Source organism: Halalkalibacter alkalisediminis (assembly GCF_028610705.1).
Classification (GTDB): domain Bacteria; phylum Bacillota; class Bacilli; order Bacillales; family Bacillaceae_D; genus Halalkalibacter; species Halalkalibacter alkalisediminis.
The window spans coordinates 1-25,748 of the sequence record NZ_JAQQWT010000016.1 but is presented as its reverse complement, the minus strand read 5'-3'; the positions used below and the strand labels follow the sequence as shown (position 1 = coordinate 25,748).

At 38.3% G+C, this 25,748-nt stretch carries 23 protein-coding genes, 1 pseudogene and 1 riboswitch; of the genes and pseudogenes, 18 read left to right on the top strand and 6 right to left on the bottom strand.

Features of this window, described 5'->3' with window-relative positions; translation table 11 throughout:
* Positions 1 to 145 precede the first annotated feature (145 nt).
* Complete coding sequence (locus tag PQ474_RS17845) at positions 146 to 835, top strand: Dph6-related ATP pyrophosphatase (protein ID WP_273846075.1); 690 nt, start codon at positions 146 to 148, stop codon at positions 833 to 835.
* A gap of 223 nt (positions 836 to 1,058) precedes the next feature.
* Here PQ474_RS17845 and PQ474_RS17840 read toward each other — a convergent pair whose 3' ends face one another.
* The gene (locus PQ474_RS17840; protein ID WP_273846071.1) at positions 1,059 to 2,060 is read right to left on the bottom strand and encodes an ABC transporter substrate-binding protein; all 1,002 of its coding nucleotides are present in this window, start codon (positions 2,058 to 2,060) and stop codon (positions 1,059 to 1,061) included.
* A 207-nt stretch (positions 2,061 to 2,267) separates the two neighbouring features.
* On the opposite strand from PQ474_RS17840, the gene PQ474_RS17835 reads away from it, so the two are divergent.
* The 7 genes and pseudogenes from PQ474_RS17835 to PQ474_RS17800 all read left to right on the top strand — a co-directional run bounded on the left by PQ474_RS17835 (position 2,268) and on the right by PQ474_RS17800 (position 8,555).
* The gene (locus tag PQ474_RS17835) at positions 2,268 to 3,272 is read left to right on the top strand and encodes a FecCD family ABC transporter permease (protein ID WP_273846069.1); all 1,005 of its coding nucleotides are present in this window, start codon (positions 2,268 to 2,270) and stop codon (positions 3,270 to 3,272) included.
* Complete coding sequence (locus PQ474_RS17830) at positions 3,269 to 4,330, top strand: FecCD family ABC transporter permease (protein ID WP_273846067.1); 1,062 nt, start codon at positions 3,269 to 3,271, stop codon at positions 4,328 to 4,330. Before PQ474_RS17835 ends, PQ474_RS17830 begins: the two co-directional genes overlap by 4 nt.
* Positions 4,331 to 4,349: 19 nt before the next feature.
* Entirely contained in the window at positions 4,350 to 5,177 is an 828-nt protein-coding gene (locus PQ474_RS17825; protein WP_273846065.1) for an ABC transporter ATP-binding protein, read from the top strand.
* A 718-nt stretch (positions 5,178 to 5,895) separates the two neighbouring features.
* Positions 5,896 to 6,255, top strand: a pseudogene (locus tag PQ474_RS17815) (GNAT family N-acetyltransferase).
* Positions 6,256 to 6,329: 74 nt separating this feature from the next.
* Entirely contained in the window at positions 6,330 to 6,812 is a 483-nt protein-coding gene (locus PQ474_RS17810) for a 2-thiouracil desulfurase family protein (RefSeq protein ID WP_273846063.1), read from the top strand.
* Positions 6,813 to 6,823: 11 nt separating this feature from the next.
* The gene (locus PQ474_RS17805) at positions 6,824 to 7,369 is read left to right on the top strand and encodes a GNAT family N-acetyltransferase (protein ID WP_273846061.1); all 546 of its coding nucleotides are present in this window, start codon (positions 6,824 to 6,826) and stop codon (positions 7,367 to 7,369) included.
* Positions 7,370 to 7,682: 313 nt separating this feature from the next.
* The gene (locus PQ474_RS17800; protein ID WP_273846058.1) at positions 7,683 to 8,555 is read left to right on the top strand and encodes a polysaccharide deacetylase family protein; all 873 of its coding nucleotides are present in this window, start codon (positions 7,683 to 7,685) and stop codon (positions 8,553 to 8,555) included.
* A 247-nt stretch (positions 8,556 to 8,802) separates the two neighbouring features.
* On the opposite strand, the gene PQ474_RS17795 is transcribed toward PQ474_RS17800, so the two are convergent.
* Positions 8,803 to 11,790: an OmpL47-type beta-barrel domain-containing protein gene (locus PQ474_RS17795; protein WP_273846057.1), complete on the bottom strand. Its 2,988-nt coding sequence runs from the start codon at positions 11,788 to 11,790 to the stop codon at positions 8,803 to 8,805.
* A 531-nt stretch (positions 11,791 to 12,321) separates the two neighbouring features.
* On the opposite strand from PQ474_RS17795, the gene PQ474_RS17790 reads away from it, so the two are divergent.
* Positions 12,322 to 12,579, top strand: a complete 258-nt coding sequence (locus tag PQ474_RS17790; protein WP_273846055.1) for a hypothetical protein — start codon at positions 12,322 to 12,324, stop codon at positions 12,577 to 12,579.
* 121 nt (positions 12,580 to 12,700) lie between these two features.
* On the opposite strand, the gene PQ474_RS17785 is transcribed toward PQ474_RS17790, so the two are convergent.
* Positions 12,701 to 13,030, bottom strand: a complete 330-nt coding sequence (locus PQ474_RS17785; RefSeq protein ID WP_273846053.1) for a hypothetical protein — start codon at positions 13,028 to 13,030, stop codon at positions 12,701 to 12,703.
* A gap of 71 nt (positions 13,031 to 13,101) precedes the next feature.
* Positions 13,102 to 13,185: riboswitch (cyclic di-GMP riboswitch) on the bottom strand.
* A 73-nt stretch (positions 13,186 to 13,258) separates the two neighbouring features.
* Between PQ474_RS17785 and PQ474_RS17780 the strand changes: the two genes are divergently transcribed.
* Complete coding sequence (locus PQ474_RS17780) at positions 13,259 to 13,669, top strand: SAR2788 family putative toxin (protein ID WP_273846051.1); 411 nt, start codon at positions 13,259 to 13,261, stop codon at positions 13,667 to 13,669.
* A gap of 375 nt (positions 13,670 to 14,044) precedes the next feature.
* Here the strand turns inward: PQ474_RS17780 and PQ474_RS17775 are convergent, their stop codons facing one another.
* Together PQ474_RS17775 and PQ474_RS17770 are read right to left on the bottom strand one after the other, a co-directional pair.
* The gene (locus PQ474_RS17775; protein ID WP_273846048.1) at positions 14,045 to 14,590 is read right to left on the bottom strand and encodes a CBO0543 family protein; all 546 of its coding nucleotides are present in this window, start codon (positions 14,588 to 14,590) and stop codon (positions 14,045 to 14,047) included.
* A 594-nt stretch (positions 14,591 to 15,184) separates the two neighbouring features.
* The gene (locus PQ474_RS17770) at positions 15,185 to 16,012 is read right to left on the bottom strand and encodes an ABC transporter ATP-binding protein (RefSeq protein ID WP_273846046.1); all 828 of its coding nucleotides are present in this window, start codon (positions 16,010 to 16,012) and stop codon (positions 15,185 to 15,187) included.
* A gap of 218 nt (positions 16,013 to 16,230) precedes the next feature.
* Between PQ474_RS17770 and PQ474_RS17765 the strand changes: the two genes are divergently transcribed.
* The 3 genes from PQ474_RS17765 to PQ474_RS17755 are packed head-to-tail and all read left to right on the top strand — an operon-like array spanning position 16,231 to position 19,375.
* The gene (locus PQ474_RS17765) at positions 16,231 to 17,205 is read left to right on the top strand and encodes an ABC transporter substrate-binding protein (RefSeq protein ID WP_273846044.1); all 975 of its coding nucleotides are present in this window, start codon (positions 16,231 to 16,233) and stop codon (positions 17,203 to 17,205) included.
* Positions 17,205 to 19,166, top strand: coding sequence for an iron ABC transporter permease (locus tag PQ474_RS17760; RefSeq protein WP_273846041.1), 1,962 nt, complete (start codon positions 17,205 to 17,207; stop codon positions 19,164 to 19,166). The genes PQ474_RS17765 and PQ474_RS17760 overlap by 1 nt, the downstream gene beginning before the upstream one ends.
* Before the next feature lie 41 nt (positions 19,167 to 19,207).
* Positions 19,208 to 19,375, top strand: a complete 168-nt coding sequence (locus tag PQ474_RS17755) for a hypothetical protein (protein ID WP_273846040.1) — start codon at positions 19,208 to 19,210, stop codon at positions 19,373 to 19,375.
* Positions 19,376 to 19,431: 56 nt separating this feature from the next.
* On the opposite strand, the gene PQ474_RS17750 is transcribed toward PQ474_RS17755, so the two are convergent.
* Positions 19,432 to 19,626 (bottom strand): alpha/beta-type small acid-soluble spore protein, encoded by a 195-nt coding sequence (locus PQ474_RS17750; RefSeq protein ID WP_273846038.1) that lies wholly within the window; start codon positions 19,624 to 19,626, stop codon positions 19,432 to 19,434.
* Positions 19,627 to 19,895: 269 nt separating this feature from the next.
* Between PQ474_RS17750 and PQ474_RS17745 the strand changes: the two genes are divergently transcribed.
* From PQ474_RS17745 to PQ474_RS17725, 5 genes are all read left to right on the top strand, one after another.
* Entirely contained in the window at positions 19,896 to 20,405 is a 510-nt protein-coding gene (locus PQ474_RS17745) for a TRAP transporter small permease (RefSeq protein WP_273846036.1), read from the top strand.
* Position 20,406: 1 nt separating this feature from the next.
* The gene (locus PQ474_RS17740; RefSeq protein ID WP_273846034.1) at positions 20,407 to 21,690 is read left to right on the top strand and encodes a TRAP transporter large permease; all 1,284 of its coding nucleotides are present in this window, start codon (positions 20,407 to 20,409) and stop codon (positions 21,688 to 21,690) included.
* Positions 21,691 to 21,872: 182 nt separating this feature from the next.
* Entirely contained in the window at positions 21,873 to 22,898 is a 1,026-nt protein-coding gene (locus PQ474_RS17735; RefSeq protein WP_273846032.1) for a TRAP transporter substrate-binding protein, read from the top strand.
* Positions 22,899 to 23,009: 111 nt separating this feature from the next.
* On the top strand, positions 23,010 to 24,827 hold the full coding sequence (locus PQ474_RS17730) for a sensor histidine kinase (RefSeq protein ID WP_273846030.1): 1,818 nt from the start codon (positions 23,010 to 23,012) through the stop codon (positions 24,825 to 24,827).
* Positions 24,828 to 24,831: 4 nt separating this feature from the next.
* Positions 24,832 to 25,569: a response regulator transcription factor gene (locus PQ474_RS17725; protein ID WP_273846028.1), complete on the top strand. Its 738-nt coding sequence runs from the start codon at positions 24,832 to 24,834 to the stop codon at positions 25,567 to 25,569.
* Positions 25,570 to 25,748: the final 179 nt, after the last annotated feature.

Genomic DNA, 25,748 nt, shown 5'->3' with positions numbered 1-25,748 from the left:
TTTGCTAGTTAACAAGGGGGGAGGTAGCTTGCCAATTCTATCTACTCAACGCAATAGGAGCTACTATTAATGACGATAACGCCTCTAAATGTCTAATTCATGATAAGATATTCACAGAAAAATCACTTAAAAGGTTGTGGGGAAATTGAAAGAAAACAAAGGAAAAAAGGTAGCTATTTGCTGGAGTGGTGGGAAAGATAGTTGTCTTGCTTTATATCGTGTAATAAAAGAAAACTATGAGGTTATTTGTTTATTATCTATGGTTTCAGAAAAAGATGCTCGAAATCACGCACATGGCATACAGTTAGAAATTTTAAAATTACAAGCTTATGCATTGGGATTGCCTTTAATTTTGGTAGATTCAGCAGGAGAATATGAGCTATCACTAAAAAGGTCACTTTCCCACTTAAAAGAGAAATTTGGGGTAGAAGCTATTGTATTCGGGAGTTTATATTCAAAAGAAGATAGAAAGTGGAATGAGCAAGTGGCATATAAATCAGGAATTGAGCCTCTATTCCCTGTTTGGATTTCGCAAACCGACTCTTCTAAACTTCTAAATGATTTTATATCACAAGGTTTTCATTCTGTAGTTTGTCGGGCTTCTACTAAATATTTTGACCAAACATGGGCTGGTAGAACTCTTGATTGGAGTTTTTATGACGAGATTCATCAAACTGATAGTTGCGTGATGGGCGAGTTAGGGGAGTACCATACTTTTGTTTTGGACGGTCCAATTTTTCATAAAAAAGTTGAAATAACTAAATCAGATGTTGTTTTCAATTCTGGATTATGGTCTTTAGATATTCAAACATGTCATTTATTGGACAAAACATAGATGCCCTCTAAACTATTTAGTCCTTTTGGTTACACTAGTTTGATCGTATATGTTAATTTTGTTTTCACAATCAGGAGCTTTTAAAAACGGGAAAAGTTACTGGAGAGAATGTCAAAACTTATATAAGTGATTTTAAATTACTTTTTGTAATGTAATAGCAATAGATTAATTAAACAAAAAAAAATCCCCTCACAATTTATGTAAGGGACATTTTTTTTTTTGTTTAATTTAGTATTTTGTTTTCTAGATCATCTAACATTAGATTTGCAGCAATAACCCCACCTGCTGTATTCCAGATGGCATCATCTACCTTATGAGCATTTCCAGCTTCTACAACCGATAATTTTTGGAATAATGGGTCATTAAGCCATTCTTCTTCTACTTTTGATCCTTCGCCATCACCAGTTTCATAGGTGAAGTAGAAAAGGATGTCACCGTCCATGTCTGGAATCATTTCTTTTGTTGCACCCATGATCGCGAATTCATCAACATCTTGTGGTTCAGGACGAGCAAATCCAATTTCTTCAAGAATTACCCCTGAGAACGAATCTTTTTGATAAATTCGAACATCGCCTCCTAAGAAACGAACCATAGATATTTCTAAGTCTACTAGGTCTCCGGCCTGTTCTTGGAAGGTAGCAATACGATCAAAGTAATCATCTAACACTTGCTGTCCTTCTTCTTTTTTGTTCAATGCTTCGGCATATAGTTCAAAATTGACTTTCCAATTTCCACGTAGGCTTTCAGCGAATACAGTTGGTGCAATCGCGCTTAATTGTTCATATACGGCTTCTTGACGCATCTTGTTACCAATAATTAAGTCTGGTTTAAGAGCAGCGATCGCTTCAAGATTTGGCTCACTTTCTGTTCCTACTTCTTGGACACCTTCCATTTGCTCACTAATGTGATCATACCAAGGGTCACCTGTCCAAGATGAAACCGCTCCAACGGGTGTTACGCCTAATGCTAATAGCGCTTCTGTTCCTTCGTTGGTCAAAATGACCACTCTCTTTGGCGTGTCTTCGATTTCAGTAGGGCCCATAGCATGTTCTACTGTGTACGATGATGTTTCAGTTTCTACTGATCCTGTTTCCTCTGTATTCTCTACTTGAGAGTCAGAAGCTTCTGTTGCAGATTTTTCGGAACTATTTCCGCAAGCAGCTAATGTTGTGACCAAAGCTAGCATAAATGCATAAAGAATGAATTTCATAAGTTTTACTAACATAAAAAAACCTCCACGTAATATATAATTGATAATAATTTTCATTATCGTTTATTATGATAGATTTAATGTTAAAGCATGTCAATAGCCAATCGAAAATGATTCTCAAAATCATTGACAATAATTTATGGTTAAAATAGACTTAAAATTAGATTCATATTTTGAGAAACCAAAAGTTGAAGATCGTGCAAGGTAAAAGGAGTCACAATTATGTTATTAAAAACAAACTCCACAAAAATTTTGGGACTTTTTGTTGGAACCATTCTTTTTCTATTATTAATTTGTCTCAGTATTGTTTATGGCTACACCAATACGACATGGAAGATGGCTATTGAAGCCTATACAAGTTTTGATGGTTCAAATGAGCACCTAATCATCCAAACAGTGAGAGTGCCGAGGGCGCTCATTGCTGCAGCGGTTGGAGCAAGTCTTGGGATTGCTGGTGTCTTGATGCAAGCATTAACGAGAAATCCATTGGCAGATCCCAAAATCTTTGGAATAAATGCAGGAGCCAGCTTTTTTATTGTGTTTGCTGTATCCTTTTTTTCTATTACGTCATTAGAGACTTTTATCTGGATTGCTTTTGCTGGGGCAGCGGTCGCAGCAATCATTGTTTATTCGATTGGATCCTTAGGTCGAGAAGGATTAACTCCAATGAAGTTTACTTTAGCCGGAGCGGCCATTTGGGCTTTGTTTTCTTCTTTAACCCAAGGAGTGCTGGTTTTAAATGAAAAAGCATTAGAGGAAGTGTTATTTTGGCTAGCGGGGTCGGTGCAAGGAAGAAAATTAGAGTACTTACAAATAGTCTTACCTTATATGACTATTGCTTGGGTTGGTTCGTTGATCATTGCCCGACACATAAATCTAATATCAATGGGGGAGGATGTTGCAAAAGGTCTTGGCCAGCGAACCGGAGTCATTAAAATTTTTTCAGCTGTCATTATTATTCTATTAGCTGGTGGATCAGTTGCAATCGCTGGTCCGATTGGCTTTGTCGGCATCATGGTTCCGCATCTTTCTCGTTTTCTAGTCGGGATTGATCATCGCTGGTTGGTTCCTTACTGTGCGATCGTCGGAGGGTGTTTGTTACTATTAGCAGATATTAGTGCACGTTTTGTCATCATGCCACAAGAGGTGCCTGTAGGAGTTATGACCGCAATTATTGGGACCCCCTTTTTCATTTATATAGCACGTAAGGGGTTGACTAAATCGTGAAATCCAAAAAATATATTCCATTACGCTTTGAAAAAGCAAACATTTCCTTTTTAATTGACCGAAAAAGTATTGTCGTCATTCTTTTACTTATTTCTATAACCATCGTACTGGCGCTACTCAGTGCAGGATTGGGCGATATGAAAATTAGTCCAATTAATGTGATTAAGGCATGGTTTGGTTATGGGGAAGATTTAGATAAGGTGGTTGTGAATTCGTTTCGATTACCAAGAATTATCGTTGCGGTCTTAGTTGGAATTTCCTTGGCCATCTCTGGTGCAATCTTACAAGGAATCGTACGAAATCCGTTAGCGTCCCCGGATATTATCGGAATTACAGGAGGTGCGGCAGTTGCCGTTGTTTCTTTTTTAGCGATATTTAGTGATGAAAACAATGCGCTGACAATAAGCATAAAATGGATGCCTTTAGCTGCGTTTATAGGTGCTACGGCTATTGCCCTATTCATTTATATTCTTGCATGGAAGAACGGTGTGTCTCCAATCAGGTTAGTCTTAATTGGGATTGGTTTGTCCGCATTAGCGCAAGCCTTAACGACATTACTTATGATTTTAGGACCGATTTACCGAGCGAGCCAAGCCAATATTTGGATTACAGGTTCTATATACGGGGCTAGTTGGGAAAATGTCTCGATTTTATTACCTTGGACCTTTTGTTTAATCATCATATTAGCCATGGTTATTAGACATCTAAATGTACAAGAGTTAGGCGATTCCATTGCAACAGGAATCGGGAGTGTAGTCGGACGATATCGAATCATGTTTCTCCTTATAAGTACGGGTTTTGCAGCAGGGGGAGTTGCATTTGCAGGCGGAATTGGGTTTGTCGGTTTAATTGCTCCACATATTTCTAGGAAGCTTGTAGGCTCTTCTTTTGGTGCGTTACTTCCTGTTTCTGCGTTAATAGGTGCGATATTAGTTTTGGTTGCTGATTTAATTGGAAGAGTATGCTTTGGTCCGAGCGAAATTCCTGCTGGTGTTTTTACAGCAGTTATAGGTGCTCCTTATTTTATTTTCTTATTGTACAAACATAGAAATTTATAAAGGGGAAGGAGAGATCTTCATGAGTCTTGAAACATCATCTTTAACGCTTGGTTATGGCGAGTCGATTATAATAGAGGACCTTGATATACAAATTCCTAATGGCAAGATTACAGTCTTTATCGGGGGAAATGGGTGTGGTAAATCGACTCTATTACGATCACTTGCACGATTATTAAAGCCGCAAACAGGATCGATTATTCTTGATGGATCGTCTATAGACAAGATGCAAACGAAAGAAATCGCCAAGCAACTGGCTATTCTACCTCAAGGTCCAAAAGCGCCTGAGGGATTAACGGTTTTACAGCTAGTAAAACAAGGACGTTATCCCTACCAAAGTTGGTTAAAGCAATGGTCTGAAGAGGATGAGCAGAAAGTTAACGAGGCATTAGAGGCAACTCAAATGAGCGAATTAGCAGAAAGACAAGTAGATTCTCTTTCTGGTGGACAAAGGCAGAGAGCATGGATTGCCATGACATTAGCTCAAGATACAGATACCATTCTATTAGATGAACCGACGACCTATTTAGACATGACGCATCAAATTGAAATTCTTGATTTATTATTTGAGCTAAATGAAAAAGAGAAGCGGACCATTGTCATGGTATTGCATGATTTAAATTTAGCTTGCCGTTACGCCCATCATATAGTAGCTGTTCAAAATAAAACGATTTTCGCTCAAGGCAGGCCTGAAGATGTAATTACGTGTAATCTAGTTAAAGAGGTGTTTCGAATGGAATGCCAAGTGATGAGTGACCCTATTTTTGGTACACCATTATGTATTCCCTTTGGCAAAGGACGGTGCTTAGTCAATAAAGTGGGTAACGAACATGTTCAACTATCAGTTTGAATTGGATGAACAAGAATGCCAACTTGAATCTCGGATATGTTTCAATAAGGGTAGAGGTGATTCCTTCTCCATTTCAGTTGAACAATGATTGGACCGGCAGCAACTCATTACATTTATGACATCTCTTCAACAAAAAGTGCAAGCTCTAAATGGATCTTTGCAGCTCATCAAGTAGGTGCGGCTGTGGCTGCAAGTGGGGCAGGGATTATCTATAAAATCTTCAACTCCTATACATGGGCATTTGCTCTTAGAGGAATGTTTTACTTAGTTAGCAAGTGGTATAATAGGTGCAATTATTTTTTAATGGTTCATTTTCTATTTTGCTTTTCTGATAGAAGGTAACATTGCGGTTTTATACAAATAATAGCAGTGTACAATCGGTTTTCAGGATTATATTTAATTTTTATAATCTTGAAAATTGGTTAAAAAAGTTTTTACTGGAGGTATTTTTTGAAAACCTACTCTATTTTGTTTATTCTTATCATAGGAATGCACACAATTACTCTGGTTAATGTGACCGTTTTTAATGGAGAATGGAATGGAATTGTTCTACTTCTTTCAAGTATTTTGTTTCTCATTGCTTTGGTCTATTTCAGTATAGAACATAGAGTTAATAGAAATCGAAGTTCGAAGTTCGAAGTCTAATACATACAAATAATTATTTATAACGGGTGCACTTCACAAGCAAGTAGCGCCTTTTTTGTACTATAAAGTAGTAATGTGTAATCAAGTTAACGGTTTGCAATACTATATTGAAGTGAATAAAAAAATTGTTGGATTTTCAAGGTGTGAAGGGAACTGGTTGAAACGAAGTGTTCATAAAGTAGAATTTGGGGTTTGTGTATTAAAAGGATATTGGGGAAATGGGATAGGGAAAAACCATTAATCTATTCATTGGGCAGACTTAAATGAATGAAGTTAAGAAAATAACTTTGAATGTTTTTGAAACCAATGATAAGGCTATAAAGCTTTATAAAAAATAGGGTTTGAAGTGGAAGGTATTTTAAAAAAAGACTTATTATCTGACGGAAATTACTATAATACCATTTTGATGGGAAGATTTAATAAGGAGATATGAACAACCTAATATCACAAGTTATAGCAATCAGTTGGCATTTAATAGTTTATAGTTGATTTAAAAAGGAGTAGTTTATGATATTAGTCAGTTCTTGTTTAGCAGGGTTAAATGTTAGGTATAACGGCACGAATAGCTTAGATAGTAAGATAAATAAATTAGTAGAAACCAATCAAGCTGTAACTATATGTCCTGAATTGCTTGGTGGATTTTCGACGCCAAGAGAACCTGCTGAAATAATAGGCGGTGATGGAGACGATGTATTGGACAAAAAGGCTAAGGTAGTTGATAAATCAGGTAAGGATGTAACCGAACTTTATATAAAAGGAGCTTATGCTACATTAGAAAAAGCTAAAAAACTCAATGTGACGATAGTAGTTCTCAAAGAAAACAGTCCATCCTGCGGTAGTTCTTTTATTTATAATGGACAATTTAAGGGGAAGAAAATGATTGGAAATGGAGTTACTACTGCCTTACTTAAAAGAAATGGATTACAAGTCATATCAGAAGAGCAATTGGCTGATCAATTCTTTTCGTTATCGGACAATAAACCATTTTAGGGGAGGATAAAATGTTTATACATAAAGTTGATGAGGATGTTTCGCTAAAATTAATTGAATTAAGAGATGCGGATCGTGTTTTTAACCTAACAAATAATTCAAGAAATTATTTAAGACAATGGCTTCCTTGGTTGGATTTTACGACTAAACTTGAAGATACACAAGAATTTATCAAAATGTGTTTAAAAGATTTTGCAGAAAATAAGAGCATAAATGCAGTCATTTTATTCAAGGGGGAAATCGTTGGTATAGCAGGGTTCAACAGAATAAATTGGTCAAACAAAACTGCATCTATAGGCTATTGGCTCGGGGAAGAATATCAAGGGAATGGAATAGTGACAAAAGTAGCGAAAGCGTTAACTAGTTATGCTTTTAATGACTTAAAACTTAACAAAGTAGAAATTCGAGCTGCGGTAGGAAATTTAAAAAGTAGAAACATCCCAGAAAGATTAGGGTTTATAAATGAAGGATGTATTAGACAATCAGAATGGTTGTATGATCATTACGTTGATTCTGTAGTTTATGGAATGTTGGCTCATGAATGGAATAATCATTGAACATTTATTCATTAACCGGTGCGCTGCTTCAAGAGTAGCGCTTCTTTTTATTGCATGAACGATGCAGGCGATTGTACTTGATCTTTGCACTCCCGAAATAATAGGGTCGACTTGACGGTTACATGACCAATCAACTCATTAATGACTCCTAGACAGCGAGAAATATTATAGAAATTATTTCATCTCCTTTTACTCATATTTTTAGGGAGAAACAAAGCAAAGAAAAAATGTAGGCTGTTTTCTTTTTCTTTGAATAATCCCTCCATTTTTATCAAAAATAACTATGTATAACTTTTTAATAGGAGATGAATAGATGAACGAAAGAATGTTTAAGTTGATGTTAGTTGTTGTGCTTTTGTTTTGTTTTCAAATTTCGAATATCATGACTGTTTCTGCAAATGAGCCAGCTCAAGGTGATACTTGGCAACAGTTCTGGTGGAAAAAAGATAAATCAGATAAACCTAAGGAAGACTTTCCTGACCTTAGAGGGGGACCTGAAAATCCAGAGCGAGTTCGTCAGCAGCCTGTTGATATGACGATCTTGCAGCAACGGTATCCAGATACTTTTATCTTACAGGGTCCTACTGATCAAAATAGAATTGCTTTAACCTTTGATGATGGACCTGACCCACGTTTTACTGAGGACGTATTAAATATATTAAATCAGTACAATGTACCTGGCACGTTTTTCTTAATGGGGTCGCGAGCTATTGCTTATCCTGAAATTGTTGAGAGGATGAATAATGAAGGTCATGTCATTGGAAACCATACATACTTCCATCCTAACCTTGTTAAAGAGGCCGATATCCCAACACTAGAGAGGGAAGTAACAAGAACTGAAGACGTCCTTAATGATATTATTGGTTATCGAACAAGTCTATTCCGACCACCATATGGCTTTTTATATAATGAATTGGTCGAAAAGCTAGCTGAAATGCAATATTTAGTTATCGGATGGTCAGTGGATTCGTTGGATTGGGAGGAAGATCCACCAGAAGTCATTGCTTCAACTGTGTTAGAGAACACTCATCCAGGAGCAATTATTCTTATGCATGACGGTGCAGATTGGGATGGAGATAGAACGAATACAGTTGAATCTCTTCACCAAATTATCCCGACATTGCAACAACAAGGGTACGAGTTTGTCACAGTACCAGAATTGTTGAATGTTCCATTTACAAAATGAAAATAAGCCGACAGTGTAGACGCTGTCGGCTTATTTTTTACAGGCATCACGCGAATTATAGTGAACGGACTGTCGTACCATTCTTATGCAAAAAAATCCAGAAACAAAGATAATGCTTAAGAATTAGATAAAGGATTACAAAAGTGAGGATGAAGTGCAAATTGTAAAGCGACATTTATAAGCATTTAAATAACAAAATCGTTATTAATAGAAATCCCCAAGTAGCAGACTACTTGGGGATTAAAGGTTATTCCATTAAAGCTTTCGCTAAATTAATAAGAGTTTCCGCTTGCTCGTTGGCTAAGGCTTTTCCCGTTTGACTATTTACTTGATTCACAAAAGCATTCAGCTGGTTGTCGCGTGCTTTCGTATTTCCTTTTTCGTTCGAAATCTTTGCGGCTGCTAGTTTGCTCTGCAAGCCTTCAGTAATATCAGCGTTACCGTTATTAAGGTCTATAAATTTTTGACTTAATGAAGAAAGGCTATCATAGTTCACTTCAATAAAGATTTCAATGTCTTTTTTAATGCTATTTCCTGCTTTATCCGTTGCTTCGGCAGTGAGCGTATAAGTTCCCACCCCGAGTTCATATGCAAGTTTTGTTGATTCTTCACATGTGACCGAATCGATACCTGATAAAGCATCTTCTACTTCACAAGAGATGCTTATTTCTTGGTCAACCGTAAAGATCGTATCAGCTTCAACAGAAAAGTCAATCGTTGGAGCGGTTTTATCGATAGAAACCTCAACATGATTTTTTTCTTCTGTATTTCCTGAGAGATCTATGCTCCAGTAAGAGACGTTATATATGCCTTCCTCTTCAAGTACGATCTGGCGTCCGACCTGTTGTTCACCGTTATTTACACTATAGTAAGTGTCTGCCACACCTGAATCAGCATCAACTGCATCAAGTTCGATGGTCACATTGCTGTTATACCAGCCATTTATTGCTTCCTGATCGATAAGATGAGTAGTCGTTGGAGAGGTGGTATCAGGGTGTGACTCGCCAATCATTTCAACAGTTAATGGGAGAGAGGCTACTGATTCTGCCCCTGAGTTATCAACGGTTGTAATGGTATAATCATATACTTTGCCTAAGTCAACAGTTGGATCGGTAAATGTTGTTTCGTTCACATTCTTAATCAACTCAGCTTGTTCAGTTCCAGACGTTTGACGATAGATGTTATACGAGTTAGCACCTACCGTTTCGTTCCAAGAAAGTGTGACAGATGGATTATTCGCATCTATAGATTGATCAGTTAAGGCAATGTCTGAAGGAGCAACGAGAATCGGCGTAAGCTCGATACCGTTGACAATTCCTGTTGAACCGGTAAAATGAAAATTCATTTGTCCATCCGTAATTTTCACATTTGTAATCACTCGTTCAATGTAGCCTCGGCTAGGTGCATTGACTGCTCCGTAGTCTTCTCCCTCTATCGCTAAATTTGTACGTGCACTTCCTAGAAAATCGCCAACATACATTTTTACTGCATAAAGGCCGTTTGGAACGTCTACGTTAAAATGCCAACCAACATTGAAATAACCGAGCCAATCACGGAGAACATCTCCGCCTTCACCACGATCACGTCCAATCATACCTTCGCTGTCGACAATTCCATACCCACGTTCTTTCGAATAAATTGTTGATAAGTTAACCGCCGTATAGCCACCAGCAACAGGGGTTCCGTCTAAGCCGAAATCAAATTTTAGGGTGGCCTCCTGTGTTGTAACCTGAACGATTTCGGATTGTTTTGATTCACCTTTAAGATTAACTGCTGTAACGACTACGTCATACGTTGTTACTTCGTCCATTCCAGTTAAACTATGGCGTGAAATGGTTGATGTACCTATCAGTTTAAACTCATCTTCATTGGATGGCTTACGATAAATGCGATAAATATCCGCCCCTTCAACATCGTCCCATGTAAGCAAAGCTCCGGCATTGCTTATGCTAGAAAAGACCAAAGCTGTTGGCGGTGAAGGTGCGCTTTCAGGGGGGGCAATCTCTACTACATAATTGGCGAGTGGCGTGTCAAGTTTTGCAATTCCTCCTGAGAGAAGTCTTGCAATTTGAGTGGCACCATATGCTTGGAAATGTGTATCATCTGTTCTTCCTTCTGGAAAGGCAGAGTAGACCCCTGCATCTACGTGCAAGAATACGGAACGAGTTCCCTCTGGTCCAATTTCATCATAATACTCGCGGCTTAATGTGTTTAAGTCTACGAGTAAGACGTCTTGTTCCGCTGCTACATCTTCCATGGCTTGTTTGTATCCAGGGAAGCTAATATTGAATTTCTCTGTTTCAGGATTAAAGCTGCGGCGTCCAACAGGAGTGACTAAGATGGGAATGCCTCCACGTTGGCGAATACCAGCGACGTAGGTTTCCATATAAATTTTAAAATCCTCAACCGATGTATAACGTTCTGGAACACTAATGGTTGCATCGTTATGACCGAACTGAATCAGTAAATAATCATTTGGCTTAATCTCACGTAAAATAGTGTCTAAACGGCCTTCTGTATAGAACGTTTTTGAGCTTCTGCCTCCGATTGCATGGTTTTTGATCGTCACATCTGTATCAAAGTAACGAGGGAGCATTTGTCCCCAACCTGCTTGTGGGTTCCAATAAGGGTCGTATGTTTGCGCAGTAGAGTCACTTGCAACATACACAGTAGGGTGAGCGGCAGAGATACGTCTTGGTAGCTCTGTAATGGTTAATGCATTGATTTTTGGCTGTTTGCCTGTTAATTCAATCGTCAATTGCCCGTCAATCAAAGCAATTTCAAAATTTTTGTCTGTAAATTGCCCAGCGTTTAAAGAGGTATCTTGTATCTTTTGAATCGATTCTGCTTTGACACCAAATTCAGTTGTTTCATCAGCGTCACCTGAAACGATCGAAACAGCGTAATCTCCATTTGGAAGATCGACTGAAAAAATTGTGTCAGAGAAGGAGACAAAATCACTTTGTAATTCATCCGTGCTCTCTCGATTCGTAGCTAGTACATTTGTCGTATCGGTGAATCCAAAACCTTGTTCCGCGCTGTAAATGCTTTCCTCTGTGACTTTGACATATCCATCTGCAACTGAACTATCAGACGTTCCAAAATCAAACCTTATTTCGAAAGGTTCATCTTGGGCAAAAGCACTTCCTGCTGTGAATGGCAAGCTCGTTGCTGTTAATAAAGTTGCTAAAAAAATGGCAAAACCTCTCTTGGCATTTTTCTTTTTCTTCGTCATTTTTCCACCTTCACTCTCGATAAGATTAGTATGGACACTTTGCAAATCATGCTGAGGGGCTTTCTAAAAAATCTCCTTGCTTCGTGAATCTAAAAAGGTCGAAAACATAAGAAACTCAATATGATTGCGTTAGCACCTCCTTAAAGTACCAAAAAATGAAAGCCTTTTCATAAAATTAACACATGACTTATATTGTTGTAATATAAAAATTGTTAAATAAATATAAGAAAACAATTAAGACCTAATAATAGTTAATTCGCACTAATAATAGTAATCAAGGGTTGGTTGGTGTGACTTATTTGGGGAGAAAGAGTCTGGTTTTTAAATTTCCTAGTTCAGACGTATTTATTTTAAATTTTAATAGTGGAAAAGATATAGAGAATAAGTTGTAAGGCATTCTTTCGTGAATTGATAACCCATTATAAAAGAGAATGAATTAAAATGAATAGGAGGATTGTATGAGAATAGTTTTATAGGTTGCTATCGTATTATTATTTATCATTACGACTTTAATATTTTTTAGGGAACCCTGTGGAAGATGCAGAAGATGAGATAACAAAAGAGGAAAATCAACAGTTAGGAATGGAAATGATCCGCCTAGAAGAAATGGATTCATTAAAATCTATTGATTATCAAGATTTTACTTATGCGATAAATACGGTTGAATTATATAAGCAAGCAAGAACCTATGATTCGTCAAGAAGTGGCTACTATTCTTGTTCGTTTGGAAATGAAAAAGAGGTAGTTGTTCTAGACGAAGTGTGTGGCAATAACTTAAAAATACTATAGTATATAGTCAGTGATGGACTCACATCACAGGACGTACATGTTGAAGCAGTAACCCATCGGAAAGGTTACTGCTATTATTTTACGTCAAAAGAGTCCTACTTTGAGGGTTCCCCTAAAACAGTCAATATTTTAAAATGATCCCTAATTTTCGTTTTAAATCATTTAATTTTCTATATGCCTCCCCATATTCTTTATCAATATGAGTAACAACATTAATCATAATATTGTTACTGTACTCGCTACGTAAGATAGAAAAAACTAGTGGTTTTTTCTCTTTCATAATCGCCATAACATCTTCAATAGGTAAAGTTACCGTATTTGTTTTAGTCTTGACTAACTTAGTAATGAAACTGGTGAATTCAGGTATTGCATGCCTGTCATCTGGGTATTCAATAATTAGAGAGTCAAATTGTTGCAGAGCATCTCGAAGCTCTGGCTCTTTTAAATCCATAATTTCTACTCACTCCTTAAAAAATTAGGCCAAATGAAAAGTAATGTATTTTCTAAGGAAGTTTTATTTTCACTGGCAACTGGCTGACATTGGATGAACCGTTAGTCCCTTTAGCTTTGCGTCCTTACTTCTCAGTAAGTTTGCCATTATTGTATCTATCAAGATCGAACATGCGAGCTTTATTTTAACAAAATATTCCTCATTTGTGTTATTAAAAATATGTAAACAATGCGGTTTTTAAATTTATTTCTCGAGGATGCAGAAGATTTAGAAATAGAGGTTGTTGATTTAAAAGAGGAAAGTATGTTAATTGAAACCAACTTTGAAGCAGAAGATTTAGAAGCAAACTTGGAAAATGACATTGATCTAGAAACGGAAGAAATATTATTAGCAAGTGAAATTGTTGAGAATGAAGAAGGGACAATTAATGAATATAGTGTGGATGTCATAGAATCTGAAGGGGACACTTTTATAGCCATTTTTAGAGATCTTAATACGGGAGAAGAATATGAAGTCAATACGGCAGGAGGACAAGATTCAGCAATTCCTGTTGTTATGTACTATCTAGGAGCAGCTACACTTAGAGTAGCAGTTCAGTATATTGCAAAAGGCTATCTTAAAATTGGTTCAGGCAATTAGTGGTAGTGCTGCCGAAAATATCAAAGGAGGAATTATTAGAGTCCATTTTTAATGGCTATAAAGATTTTATTCATTTTTGTCAAAAAGAGGAATTGTTTATTGGTGAAACTTCATTACTCCGAACATCTATTAAGACATTGGATAAAATTAGTGAGATGAATAGCTAATTCTGAAGCCGTTTTTCAAAGAGCTGAGGGGGCGCAATATTTTTAAAAGAAGACTTAACTAGAAACAATTCCAGAGTGATCCGGATGTCTTAGAAGCTTTTGATAAAGTAGGAAGGTTTAAACATAGACCAACCAGGAAGGTACTAAATTAAGTACCCCCCTTATCATCTTAACTGAATTTGTGATTTTTGCTCTTAAGTTCAAAGCTTCAGGTGATTTTTTCAAAATTGTTCCTTTGTACAAAGAAATGAGCCATCAAGTAAATGACAATTAAAATGAGGAAAGAGTAAAAATAGTTCCATTTAACTGGATGGAAGATTCTGATAAAACTTAGTAAAGGTAAGGCTATAAATGACGCAAATGTAGAGAAAATAACTGATTTTAAAAGGGGATTAACATTAGGTTTATATTGTAAAAAAAACATAACGATGATCGGTATTATAGCTATACTCCAAGGCAAGTAGGTAGGAGTAAAAGGAAATACTTCATAGTGGTAATGGAATAAACCAATAGAATGGCCAATCGTATCAAGAAAAGACGCAGTTATTGCTACGAACAAACCTGAATATAACAGTCGATCAGTGCTATTTCTATCTCTGAATTTCAACCAAAAAATAATTGCTAATAATAACACTATAACACCGAACCACCACTGCCAAGTAAAAAGAGAGTGTTCTAACCAAATTTGAAATTTTTCATTCATTAATTGAGCTTCTTTATAAGAATATTCATCAAAAATTTGTGTTTTAACCATAACATTTCCCTTCATATAAATTATTTTCTTTAGTTTTTACTAAACAAATAATTTATATGAAGGAAACTTGTAATAATTTTTTCACGGTTTGGTTGTATAGATATTCAATAAGCAGGAGAAATTTTACTTCGTTCACGACGAAGGTATATAAAACAAACGGAAACAGAAAGAGAGGAGATCGTTTATTGGGAATTGGGGTTGGAATTTTAATATATTTAATACCTATCATTTTAGTTGCGTTCGTTATTAGATGGATTAGATTAATCATGTTAAATTCAGAAGAACAGGTTCAACAAAATAAAGAAATAATTACACTCTTGACAGAACTAAAGGAAAAGAAGAATTAAATCACGATAATGGATGAAGAGCTGATGATCAATAAATAGATCGCCAGCTCTTTTCATTTTACGCATGAGTCTCCATTGAGATTGCTCTTATAAAAAAACGTAGCAACGCAGATTAGATCAACGTCGCTACGGCTTCAGTTAAGGTTCAGATGTTTCGTTTATGCCTGTAATTTATTGATGAAAATGACCATTCAGATATCGCTAACGTCATAAATCCCTAATTCCCCGCTAACAACGTGAACGTACATTAAACACCGGCTATCGCCTCATTCACTTTTGGGACGACACACCGTCCGCGGCCAAAGGGAATGCAGTGAGGGGTACCAAATAGTGGATCTATTGCCACTTGGCACTCCATTCCGAATACAGCACGGACCAATTCACAATTAATAATGGCCTCAGGAGTTCCTTGACGGAATACAGTGCCGTCTTTAATGGCAATAATATTGTGTGCATAGCGAGAAGCTAAATTGATATCATGTAACACCATAATAATGGTGCGAGAGTGACTTTCGTTTAATTCGAATAATAAGTCTAAAATCTCTATTTGATGGGTCATATCTAAATACGTTGTTGGCTCATCTAGTAAGATGACGTCTGTATCTTGGGCAAGGGTCATGGCAATCCATGCACGCTGACGTTGCCCGCCTGAAAGTTCGTCGACCGGACGGTTGCGTAATTCATCGACGCGGGTTGCTTTCATAGCGGCTTCGACTTTCTCCGAGTCATCTTCTGTCCAGCGTTTTAGCCATGATTGATGTGGATAACGGCCTTGTTTTACTAAATCATGTACGGTTAAGCCTTCTGGTGAAATAGGGGACTGAGGTAAAATGCCCATCTTTTTAGCGACTTCCTTTGAAGACATATGATGTACGTCTTTTCCTTCTAATAAGATTGAGCCTTGTGTGGGTTTTAATAAACGTGCAATCGACCGTAAAAGGGTAGATTTTCCACAACCGTTACTCCCCACAAATACAGAAATCTCACCACGTGGAATCGTTAAGTCTAAGTCTTCAAACAATAACCGATCATGATACCCGATGGACAATCCAGTTGTCTGAATAGATGGCTTCATTTCAAAATTCCTCCACATCGTTAGTTGAGTCTAATTGATACGTTCTCTCATTAGATCTATCGTACCACAAATAAGAGATAGTGAGAATGATTTTTAATTGCATTTTAAATTATTGTTTACAAACGGGACAAATGACTTTAAACTAAGAAAGTGTTGATAATGATTATCATGTTCATGTTCATATTTCATAAAAGAAACATATTTTGGAGGTCAAAAAAATGAAACAAGGAATCATCTTTGTACTTATCATGTCATTGTTATTAGCAGCGTGCTCTTCAAACGCTGAGGAAACACCAACAGAGAATACAGAAGGAGACAATCAAGTAACGATAACAGGTGTAAATGGGGAAGTGACTTTGGATGCCCCTGCGCAAAAAGTAGTCGTGCTTGAATGGACATATGCAGAAAATTTATTAGCTCTTGGCATTCAGCCGACAGGGATGGCTGATATGGCTTCATACGGAGACTATGTAAATATCGAGCCACAATTAGACGAGAGCGTCACAGATGTAGGTGGTCGTCAAGAACCTAATTTAGAGGTTATTGCGTCCTTAGAGCCAGATTTAATTATTGGTGTAAGCTTCCGTCATAATGAGATGTTGACTGAATTAGAGTCCATTGCCCCAACGGTGATTTTTAATCCATATCCAGAAGATGAGAGCATTAACCTTTATCAAGAAATGGAAATGACGTTTAATGAAATGGCAAAAGCAGTAGGCAAGGAAGCTGAAGCGGTTGACGTATTAGCTACTCTTGAAAATAAATATGAAGCAGCGAAGGCGGAAATTGAAGCGGCTAACCTTGCAACAATTGATGTTATTTTAACGCTTGCTTATTCAGGACCTCAAGCACCAGAAATTCGTGTGTTTACTCCACACTCTATGGCATCAATCATCTTAGAGAAGATTGGATTAAACAATGTCCATGAACCAGATCAATTTGAGATCTTTGGTTCGAGTACATTTAATGTTGAAGGTCTAGTGAAGTATGAAGAAGCTAACTATCTGTATACCGTGCCAGATGAGGACAATATTTATGATAATCAGTTAAAAGGCAATAAAGTATGGGAAAACCTAGCGTTTGTAAAAGAAGACCGAGTTTATGATCTTGGACCGGATACATGGTTGTACGGTGGTCCACTGTCAGCTGGTACGTTGATTGACCAAATTACGGACACATTGGTGAATGAATAATGTTTGGTCGTAATCTGAATAAGTCCTTTGTCTTGTTGACAGGGGGCTTCTTCTTGCTTTGTTTGCTGTCACTTATCCATCTGACTCAAGGGCAAGCGGCTTACACAGTTACTGAACTCCTTAACGAAGTTTGGGTGGAAGGTAGAGTGCAAGATATCGTTATGTCTTTCCGCCTTCCAAGGCTGGTCATTGGAATTCTAGCAGGGGGAGCGCTTGCGGTCTCTGGGGCGGCTCTACAAACGCTGACGAGAAACCCGTTGGCTGCTCCTAGCACATTGGGAATTAACGCCGGTGCCTTTTTCTTTGTGGTCGCTTCAACGATTTTCTTCCCTAGTATGTTAGGGAACTTTCCGTTTCTTACGGCTTTACTTGGAGCGGTGTTATCTTCTGTGATGGTCGTAACCCTAGCTGGTAGGCAAATGGAACCAGTCAGAGTTGCATTAACAGGAATGATCATATCGTTGTTATTTGCTTCCATAACAGGAACGTTGCAATTATTATTTGAAAACAAAACAAACGGTCTGTTTTTATGGGGAGCGGGTACGCTCGTTCAATTAAACTGGAATGGTGTAACATTTGCAGCACCGGTGATTGCGATCGCTTTTGTAGGAACATTGCTGCTTGCGAAACCTCTAGATACGTTATCTCTTGGTGAGGACATTGCTACTTCACTTGGACAAAAGGTCGGTACAGTGAAGCTTGCTACATGGGCTGTGGCCATTGTATTGGCAGCTGTAACGGTAAGTGTAGTAGGGCCTATAGGTTTTATTGGATTAATGGCCCCGCACATTGTTCGAATGCTAGGGATCAAAGGACATCTGATGATCTTTGTTCATTCGTTCTTATGGGGTGCGATCATGTTAATTGGTGCTGATGTGTTAGGACGAATCATTCAACCAGGACAAGAAGTACCAGTTGGCGCGATGACAGCATTAATCGGTGGACCATGGCTGCTTTATTTAGCATGGAAAACGGCACGTTCTCTGAAAAAATCGGATCGACAAATGGGAGGAACGACTTCTCCAGTTCGATTGAAAGTCATCGTACCCATTCTGATTGGTTTGATTAGTATGAGCATCGTCGTTGCCTTTTCGTTTAACGGAACGGTATGGACGTTGGACTGGACAAGTCCAGTCGTATGGAATTTTCGCATTCCTCGCGTGATCACTTCCTTTATCGTTGGGATGATCCTTGCTGTAACCGGGGTGCTTTTACAAGGAGTGTTACGTAATCCTTTAGCGGACGCAAGTGTGATTGGGGTTACCTCCATGGGCGGAGCCGGGGCGATGATGTTGCTTGTGATGTTCCCAGCAATACCTTCAGCTTACATGCCGCTTGGGGCGATTATTGGAGCGGTTGTCGCGTTGCTTATTATTTTAGTAACGTCTTGGAAAAATAATTTTTCGCCGATGCTCGTGGCATTAATGGGGATTGCGATTTCCGCATTTGGCTCAGCTGCGACGCAAGTTTTTGTCGTGAAAGCAAAGCTAGCAGTGGCAGCCGCATTAGTGTGGCTATCAGGTAGTACGTATGGAAAAGGATGGGACGATGTTCAATATGCCTTGATTTTGTTTGGCGTATTTATTGGTCCAGCTATCTATATGACTCGTAAATTAGATACGTTAACCTTCGGGGATGATGTGGCGGCTGGACTCGGGGTATCGGTTCGCTCTGCCCGAGTTTGGGCGCTCGTGATCGGGGTAGCGTTAAGTACGGCAGCCGTATCGCTCGTAGGAACCATTGGTTTTATCGGACTTGTTGCTCCGCATATCGCGAGAAGATTAGTGGGATTCCGCCACTTTCCATTGATTATTGTATCAGGATTACTAGGTGGGATTTTGCTCGTAACAGCTGATTTTGTTGGTCGTGTCTTAATTTCACCTAATGAGATTCCAAGTGGACTGATCGTTGCGCTAATTGGAACCCCATATTTGTTGTATCTACTGAGGAAAATGAGATAGTTGAGTGTAGTACATGATCAAAAATAGAAGCGAGGAAATCTGTGGAAAAAGTAAACTTTGCTGAGGACGCTATTACTTCTTTCGAGGAACTAAGAGACATCATTGGAGTTCCTCATGAACTAGTGATCAAAAAAACGATATCGATGATGGAGGATCAATGTAAAAACTTTATATCCAATTCACCCCTTCTTTTTCTTTCAACATCGTAAAAAAAGTGCCTGACCCTCGTTGCCATAAGCAATGAGGACAGGCACTTTTCCTATTACTAATATTGCTGTTGATTTCGAAGTTGTTCTTCTGCCATTGCAACTAAACGCTTTGTCATCTCTCCACCAACAGAACCATTAGCACGAGCGGTCGTATCGGCTCCAAGTTCAACTCCTAATTCATTCGCTATTTCCTGTTTCATGGAATTGAGAGCATTTTCTACACCAGGCACTAACAATTTGTTTCTTGCCATATCCAACACCCCTTTGAACGATTATAGGAACTGTGAACACCGATTAAATGCTCGGTAGTAGGATACCCATTAGAATATTTTTTTAGTTAATTAAAATGAAGTCCAAAAAAGTGTCTGACCCTCGGTGCGTTAACGTACAAGGTCAGATGCTTTTTTGGACTTCTCGCAAAAACCTAAAAAAATTACAAAAAAACCTAAAAATGAAAGCGTTATCAATGTTGTTGATCTCCCTTACAATTAGAGTAATCAGTAAAGAAGGAGGTTAAAGAATGTTCGGAGTACTAAAAAGAGTTGCTCTTGGATTTGATCGGCTTTTTGAGATGTTTGCCCTAACCTCTCTGACATTAATGACAATCATCGTAACGGTTCAGGTTTTTACTAGAACATTTGGGAATTTCGTATTCTTTTGGTCAGAAGAATTGACGCTTCTTTTATTAATTTGGACTGCTTTCTTAGGGATTGCCATTGGTTTTAGAGAGGTGCTTCATTTATCAATGGATTCCGTAACAAGGCGCTTACCACAAATGACTCAAAGAAGCCTTTCTAAGATCATAACGATATCTGTATTCATATTTGGACTCCTATTGGTCATTTATGGCTGGGAATATTCCGAGTTAATGCATTCGAACACTTTATCAGCGACTGGCTGGCCTCGTAGTGTCATGTATGTGGTTGTACCGATTTCAGGAGCAATGATTTGTGTCTATTCTTTCTTACAAATCATTGGAATAGACACACGGAGACACAAAGATCTCGAACAAGAGGAAGAGGTGGATTGACATGACAGGAGCCGTCGTTTTATTTAGTAGTTTTGTGATTATGTTGCTTTTAGGTTTCCCTGTTGCTCTCGTACTTGCAGGGTCTACTTTGATTACGATGTGGTTTTTGGATATCTCTTTGGCTACGGTTGTACCAAACTTAGTCCAAGGTGTTAATTCTTATACATTATTGGCTGTGCCATTTTTCATCTTGGCAGGGCAGTTAATGAGTGAAGGAGGTCTTGCTTTACGATTAATTAATATGGCACATCTCTTTGTAGGAATGATTCGCGGTGGTTTGGCTATGGTAAACTGTTTTACTAGCTTGTTATTTGGTAACATTTCCGGATCAGCGGTAGCCGATGTATCGTCCGTTGGATCAGTCATGATTCCGATGATGAAAAAGAAAGGCTATGACAGCGACTACACCGTTGCGGTGACAGCTGCTAGTTCTATTCAAGGTGTTATAATGCCACCAAGCCATAACATGATTTTGTACGCTTTAGCTGCTGGGGGGGTATCGATTTCTTCACTGTTTCTTGCGGGGATTGTTCCAGCCGTTATCCTACTGATTGGGTTGATGGCTATGTCTTTCATTATTGCGAGTAAACGAGGGTACGAAAAAGGAGAGCCTGTTCCATTAAGAAAGGCGCCTAAAATTTTATTAGATGGTTTTCTCTCACTGATGACGGGCGTTATTATCCTTGGAGGAATTTTTTCAGGGAAATTCACAGCGACGGAATCTGGGGCCATTGCGTGTTTATACGCCTTTATATTAGTGTTTTTCGTCTACCGTGAAATCCCATTATCTCAAATTGGCACCATCTTGAAAAAAACCTTCAGAACGGTTTCAATGGTCTTGTTTTTAATTGCTGCATCTAAAGCGTTCGCGTTTATTTTAGCGTATTTGCAAATACCAGGAATGGTAACGGATTTCTTTTTAACACTATCGGACAATCCCATTGTGATCATGTTGATTATTACGGTTTTGTTGCTAATATTAGGGGCACCAATGGATATGGCACCACTCATATTAATCATGACACCAATTCTTTATCCTGTGGCTGTTGATACATTAGGCTTAGATCCTATTCACTTTGGAATCATTATGATTTTAAATCTAGGGATTGGACTCATCACACCACCTGTTGGAACGGTGTTGTTTACCGGATGCGCGATCGGGAAGGTTTCGATAGAAAAAGGGGCAAAAGCCTTGATTCCTTTTTACTTCGTGATGGTTGCTATTCTATTACTGTTAACGTTTGTTCCTGAGATTGTGATGTGGCTACCTAATAAATTTGGCTAATAAGGAAGCTCTGAAAAAGGAGAAACCTGTTCTTTTTATCTAGAAAAGAAAACGTTATCAAAATACAATGAGGATAGAGCTCTATTCAAATATGGTTTTAGCTTTAGGTTTCATTAAACCATAACAACAACTTTCATCAATTAAATACAATTAAATGAGAATTAAAGGAGAGGTTCTTAAAGATGAACATAAAAAAAGGTTTATTCGTATTGTTAGGATCGATTATGGCTGCTGGGATGGTTGGTTGTTCGAGCAGTGAGAGTAACAATGAAACGGGAACAGAGAGTGCGGGCGGAGATAAGCCGACCTATGAGTTTAGATTGGCTGAAACTCACGCTGCTGATTATCCTACCACTTTAGCGGATAAGCATTTTGCTGAATTAGTAGCGGAGCGCTCTGATGGCCGAATTAAAATTGATGTCTTTCCTTCTGCGGCTTTAGGGGAAGAAGCTGCGGTGATTGAGCAAGTACAATTAGGGGCTATTGATTTTACTAGAACGAGTGCAGGGCCACTTGCAGAGTTTTATAAGGGATATGGCGTGTTCAGCTTACCTTACGTTTTTGATCATGATGATCATATGTGGAATTTTTTATTAAGTGAACATGGAGACGAGTTGCTTAATGAGTTAGAGAGTTCAAGAATGCTTGGGTTGGCTTATTACAGCTCGGGTGCTCGTAGTTTTTATTCGACAAAACCGGTTGCTAGTTTAGACGATTTACAAGGTCAGAAGATACGAGTACAGCAAAATGCTGTCAATATTGATTTGATGGATGCCCTCGGAGCAAGCGCGACACCCATGGCATTTGGTGAAGTATACAGCGGACTACAAACAGGGGTGATTGATGCAGCTGAAAATAACTATCCTAGCTATTATTCAACTAGACATTATGAAGTGGCTCCCCATCTAATTCTAGATAGCCATCAACGTATTCCTGAAGTCCTTGTGATCTCATCAAGCACGTGGAGTAAATTATCAACAGAAGACCAAGAGATTATCCAAACAGCAGCAAAGGATTCTATTGAGTTTCAAAGAGCGGAATGGGCTAAATTTGAGCAGCTTGCAGAAGAACAAGTGAGAGAAGCTGGGGTTACCATAACAAAAGTTGAAAATGTGTTAGAGTGGCAATCAAAAGTAAAATCTGTACTTGATAAGCATGGTGAAGAACATCAAGAGATTTTAGATGCTATTGATCAATACCGTAACTAAGTGTTCAGTAGATTAATAAATCGGAGGTCTTCTAAGAGGGCCTCTTGTTTGTTTTATTAGTAACAACTATAGTAAAAGTAACGTATGTACCAATCCTAAGTAGGTGGGCCATTGAAAAATAATAGATTTCTGAGATCCCTGTTGATGTTGGATCGGCGATTGACTGAAAAGATGCTTGTGATTTTTGCCGTAATAGTCGTTGTACCGATGATTACGGTGGGATTGATTTTTTATTTATACAGTTCTCAAGTGTTGGAGCGGGAAGCGAGAGAGTACAACTGGCAAATCATCGAACAGGTAAAAACGTATATTGAGGATTATTTAAGAGATTATGAAATAACGACGTTGAAAATCGTTAATCATTCCGATACAGTAAAGTTTCTAAGAATGAGTAGTGCTGAGGAAATTGATGAAAGTGGAATTCGACCATTGGTCACCAACGTCCTTAGAAATGAGGCATTCTCACAATCAGACATTGCCAACATAACTTTAGTCCTTGAGGATATTGCGGTTGTTGATTCTGCTGGAATAGTTACGCCAGAATTATCCTTATTTTTGCAGCGAGAATATTGGTATGAAACCATTACGGGCAGGGGAGGGCCAAGGATTGTTAGCCGTGTGATCGAATGGCAAGGGAGAGAGTTACCTGTTATTTCTGTAGCAAAGAGAATCGCGAACCCTTATACCTTACAGCCCTTTGGCATGCTGATCATAGACTTAAACTATCAAAGACTAACGGATATTGCTAGAAAGATAAACCCTGGAACGACAGGGTATTTATTCATTATTGATCAAGATGGACGCTATGTGTATCATCCCATTTTTGAAAAAATCGGTACGTATTACGAACCGGAGCTTTGGAATCAAATGAGTGACCAAACTAGTGGTTCCTTTGTCAGCTCCGGCAAGTCTCCAGATTTAATTACATTTAGTGAGTCAGAACAGATCGGTTGGACTCTAGCTACTGCGATTCCCTATCGAGAGGTTACAGAAGAGATTAATTATATAAAAAAAATCATCCTGAGTACCATTTTGATTTCACTTTTAGTTGTTTTCTTTATAGGTTATAGCTTTTCAGCTAATTTATTGAAGCCTATTCGAACGCTTCAGCGATATATGGGGCGAGTGGAGGAAGAGAATTTCTCTCATAGAGTACCAGTCGAATCCAAGGACGAGCTTGGACAATTGTCTGAAGGGTTTAATAAAATGATGGATAAAATCTCTTCACTAGTAGAGGAGGTATACATGGCGCAAATCAGAGAGTCAGAGCTACGATTACGTCAGAAAGAAACTGAATTAAAAGCGCTACAATCGCAAATGGATCCTCACTTTTTATACAACTCGTTAGAAACGATACGAGGAATGGCTCTAGAAAACGATCAGGATGATATCGCGAGTATCTCGACCTCTATGGCTAAGCTCCTTCGATATAATCTTAGAGAACAGGCGCAAGTGGTCAGCATAAAACAGGAAATGGAAATGAGCCAACTCTATTTGCGCATCCAAAAGTTCAGATTTGAAGATAAACTAGATTATCAGTTTCATATACCGGAATGGGGCTTAAGACAGCACATTACTCGTTTCTCGCTGCAGCCATTAATTGAGAATTGTATCGTTCATGGAGCTGAACCAAGCGCAGGAAGAACGGCTATTGAAGTGACTGTTGAAAAAGAGTCGGATGAAGCATTCATCCTTTGGATCAAAGATACAGGAGTCGGGATGACGAAAGAAACGATTGAACGGCTGCAGGACGATTTTAACCAAAAAGACATTTCAGGTGGAGGCTCGCATATCGGAATGGTCAATGTCCATCGGCGAAATCAACTAATTTTCGGACCGTCATTTGGACTCGTTATCAAGCGTTCGAATGAAAGTGGGACTGTGATTGGCGTTCGTCTCCCTTATATGGCCTACGAGGAAATGGAGTGAGTAGATGTATTCAATTTTATTAGTTGAAGATGAAAAATGGGTACGGACAGCCATTCGAAAGGTGATTGAAAAAACAAATTTACCCTTTCAAGTGGTAAAGGAAGTAACCAACGGGATCGAGGCATTAGATTGGTTAAGGGATCACTCAGCTGATCTGACCCTCACGGATATACGGATGCCTGTTATGGACGGTCTGGCCTTGGTGAATCAAATTAGAGAAAAACAAATTCGATCTGACGTCGTGATCATTAGTGGTCATGATGAATTTGAGTATGCTCACCAGGCAATCCGGATGGGTGTCTGTGATTACTTACTGAAACCGGTTGAAATAGAGGATATGGAAAAGTGCTTGAAAAAGTGGATAACCGATACAGAAAAAAAATCAGAAGACGAGCCACACACGGAACAAGATATAAAGGAAGAACTCTCCCCAATCGAACAGGTGATTCGCTTGATTAAGCAATCCATGCCAGGAGATATCAGCCTAAAGGCAGCGGCAAAAGAAGTTCATTTAAATTCAAGCTACTTAAGTCAACTCTTCAAGGAACAAATGGGGAAGAACTTTAATGAGTACGTAACAGAACTTAGAATGAATGAAGCAGAAAGACTTTTAAAACGAACCTCGTTACGCATATCTGAAATAGCAGAGCGATTAGGGTATGCAGACCTTGCTTACTTTACGAATTCGTTTAAAAAATATTATGGTGTGACTCCTTCGAAATACAGGAAGGAACATAAATAACATTGAACGTTAGTGGGGGGCCTGACCCTTTTTTTCTTTTTTTGTCTCGAAATAAATTCTGTTTTTTATACATAAAACATAGCATATTTACACATAATGAGTCATTAGCATTGCATAAATAAGTATCTCTATTGTCAATCGAATTGTTTCGTTGAAGGTTAAATCAGAAAGAATATTCT

What these genes read in the sequence shown, in the direction of transcription:
- PQ474_RS17840 (WP_273846071.1), bottom strand. Translation starts at nt 2,060, where the DNA reads ATGTTAGTAAAACTTATGAAATTCATTCTTTATGCATTTATGCTAGCT.
- PQ474_RS17835 (WP_273846069.1), top strand. Translation starts at nt 2,268, where the DNA reads ATGTTATTAAAAACAAACTCCACAAAAATTTTGGGACTTTTTGTTGGA.
- PQ474_RS17825 (WP_273846065.1), top strand. Translation starts at nt 4,350, where the DNA reads ATGAGTCTTGAAACATCATCTTTAACGCTTGGTTATGGCGAGTCGATT.
- PQ474_RS17810 (WP_273846063.1), top strand. Translation starts at nt 6,330, where the DNA reads ATGATATTAGTCAGTTCTTGTTTAGCAGGGTTAAATGTTAGGTATAAC.
- PQ474_RS17805 (WP_273846061.1), top strand. Translation starts at nt 6,824, where the DNA reads ATGTTTATACATAAAGTTGATGAGGATGTTTCGCTAAAATTAATTGAA.
- PQ474_RS17800 (WP_273846058.1), top strand. Translation starts at nt 7,683, where the DNA reads ATGAACGAAAGAATGTTTAAGTTGATGTTAGTTGTTGTGCTTTTGTTT.
- PQ474_RS17795 (WP_273846057.1), bottom strand. Translation starts at nt 11,790, where the DNA reads ATGACGAAGAAAAAGAAAAATGCCAAGAGAGGTTTTGCCATTTTTTTA.
- PQ474_RS17785 (WP_273846053.1), bottom strand. Translation starts at nt 13,030, where the DNA reads ATGGATTTAAAAGAGCCAGAGCTTCGAGATGCTCTGCAACAATTTGAC.
- PQ474_RS17780 (WP_273846051.1), top strand. Translation starts at nt 13,259, where the DNA reads ATGCGGTTTTTAAATTTATTTCTCGAGGATGCAGAAGATTTAGAAATA.
- PQ474_RS17775 (WP_273846048.1), bottom strand. Translation starts at nt 14,590, where the DNA reads ATGGTTAAAACACAAATTTTTGATGAATATTCTTATAAAGAAGCTCAA.
- PQ474_RS17770 (WP_273846046.1), bottom strand. Translation starts at nt 16,012, where the DNA reads ATGAAGCCATCTATTCAGACAACTGGATTGTCCATCGGGTATCATGAT.
- PQ474_RS17765 (WP_273846044.1), top strand. Translation starts at nt 16,231, where the DNA reads ATGAAACAAGGAATCATCTTTGTACTTATCATGTCATTGTTATTAGCA.
- PQ474_RS17760 (WP_273846041.1), top strand. Translation starts at nt 17,205, where the DNA reads ATGTTTGGTCGTAATCTGAATAAGTCCTTTGTCTTGTTGACAGGGGGC.
- PQ474_RS17750 (WP_273846038.1), bottom strand. Translation starts at nt 19,626, where the DNA reads ATGGCAAGAAACAAATTGTTAGTGCCTGGTGTAGAAAATGCTCTCAAT.
- PQ474_RS17745 (WP_273846036.1), top strand. Translation starts at nt 19,896, where the DNA reads ATGTTCGGAGTACTAAAAAGAGTTGCTCTTGGATTTGATCGGCTTTTT.
- PQ474_RS17740 (WP_273846034.1), top strand. Translation starts at nt 20,407, where the DNA reads ATGACAGGAGCCGTCGTTTTATTTAGTAGTTTTGTGATTATGTTGCTT.
- PQ474_RS17735 (WP_273846032.1), top strand. Translation starts at nt 21,873, where the DNA reads ATGAACATAAAAAAAGGTTTATTCGTATTGTTAGGATCGATTATGGCT.
- PQ474_RS17725 (WP_273846028.1), top strand. Translation starts at nt 24,832, where the DNA reads ATGTATTCAATTTTATTAGTTGAAGATGAAAAATGGGTACGGACAGCC.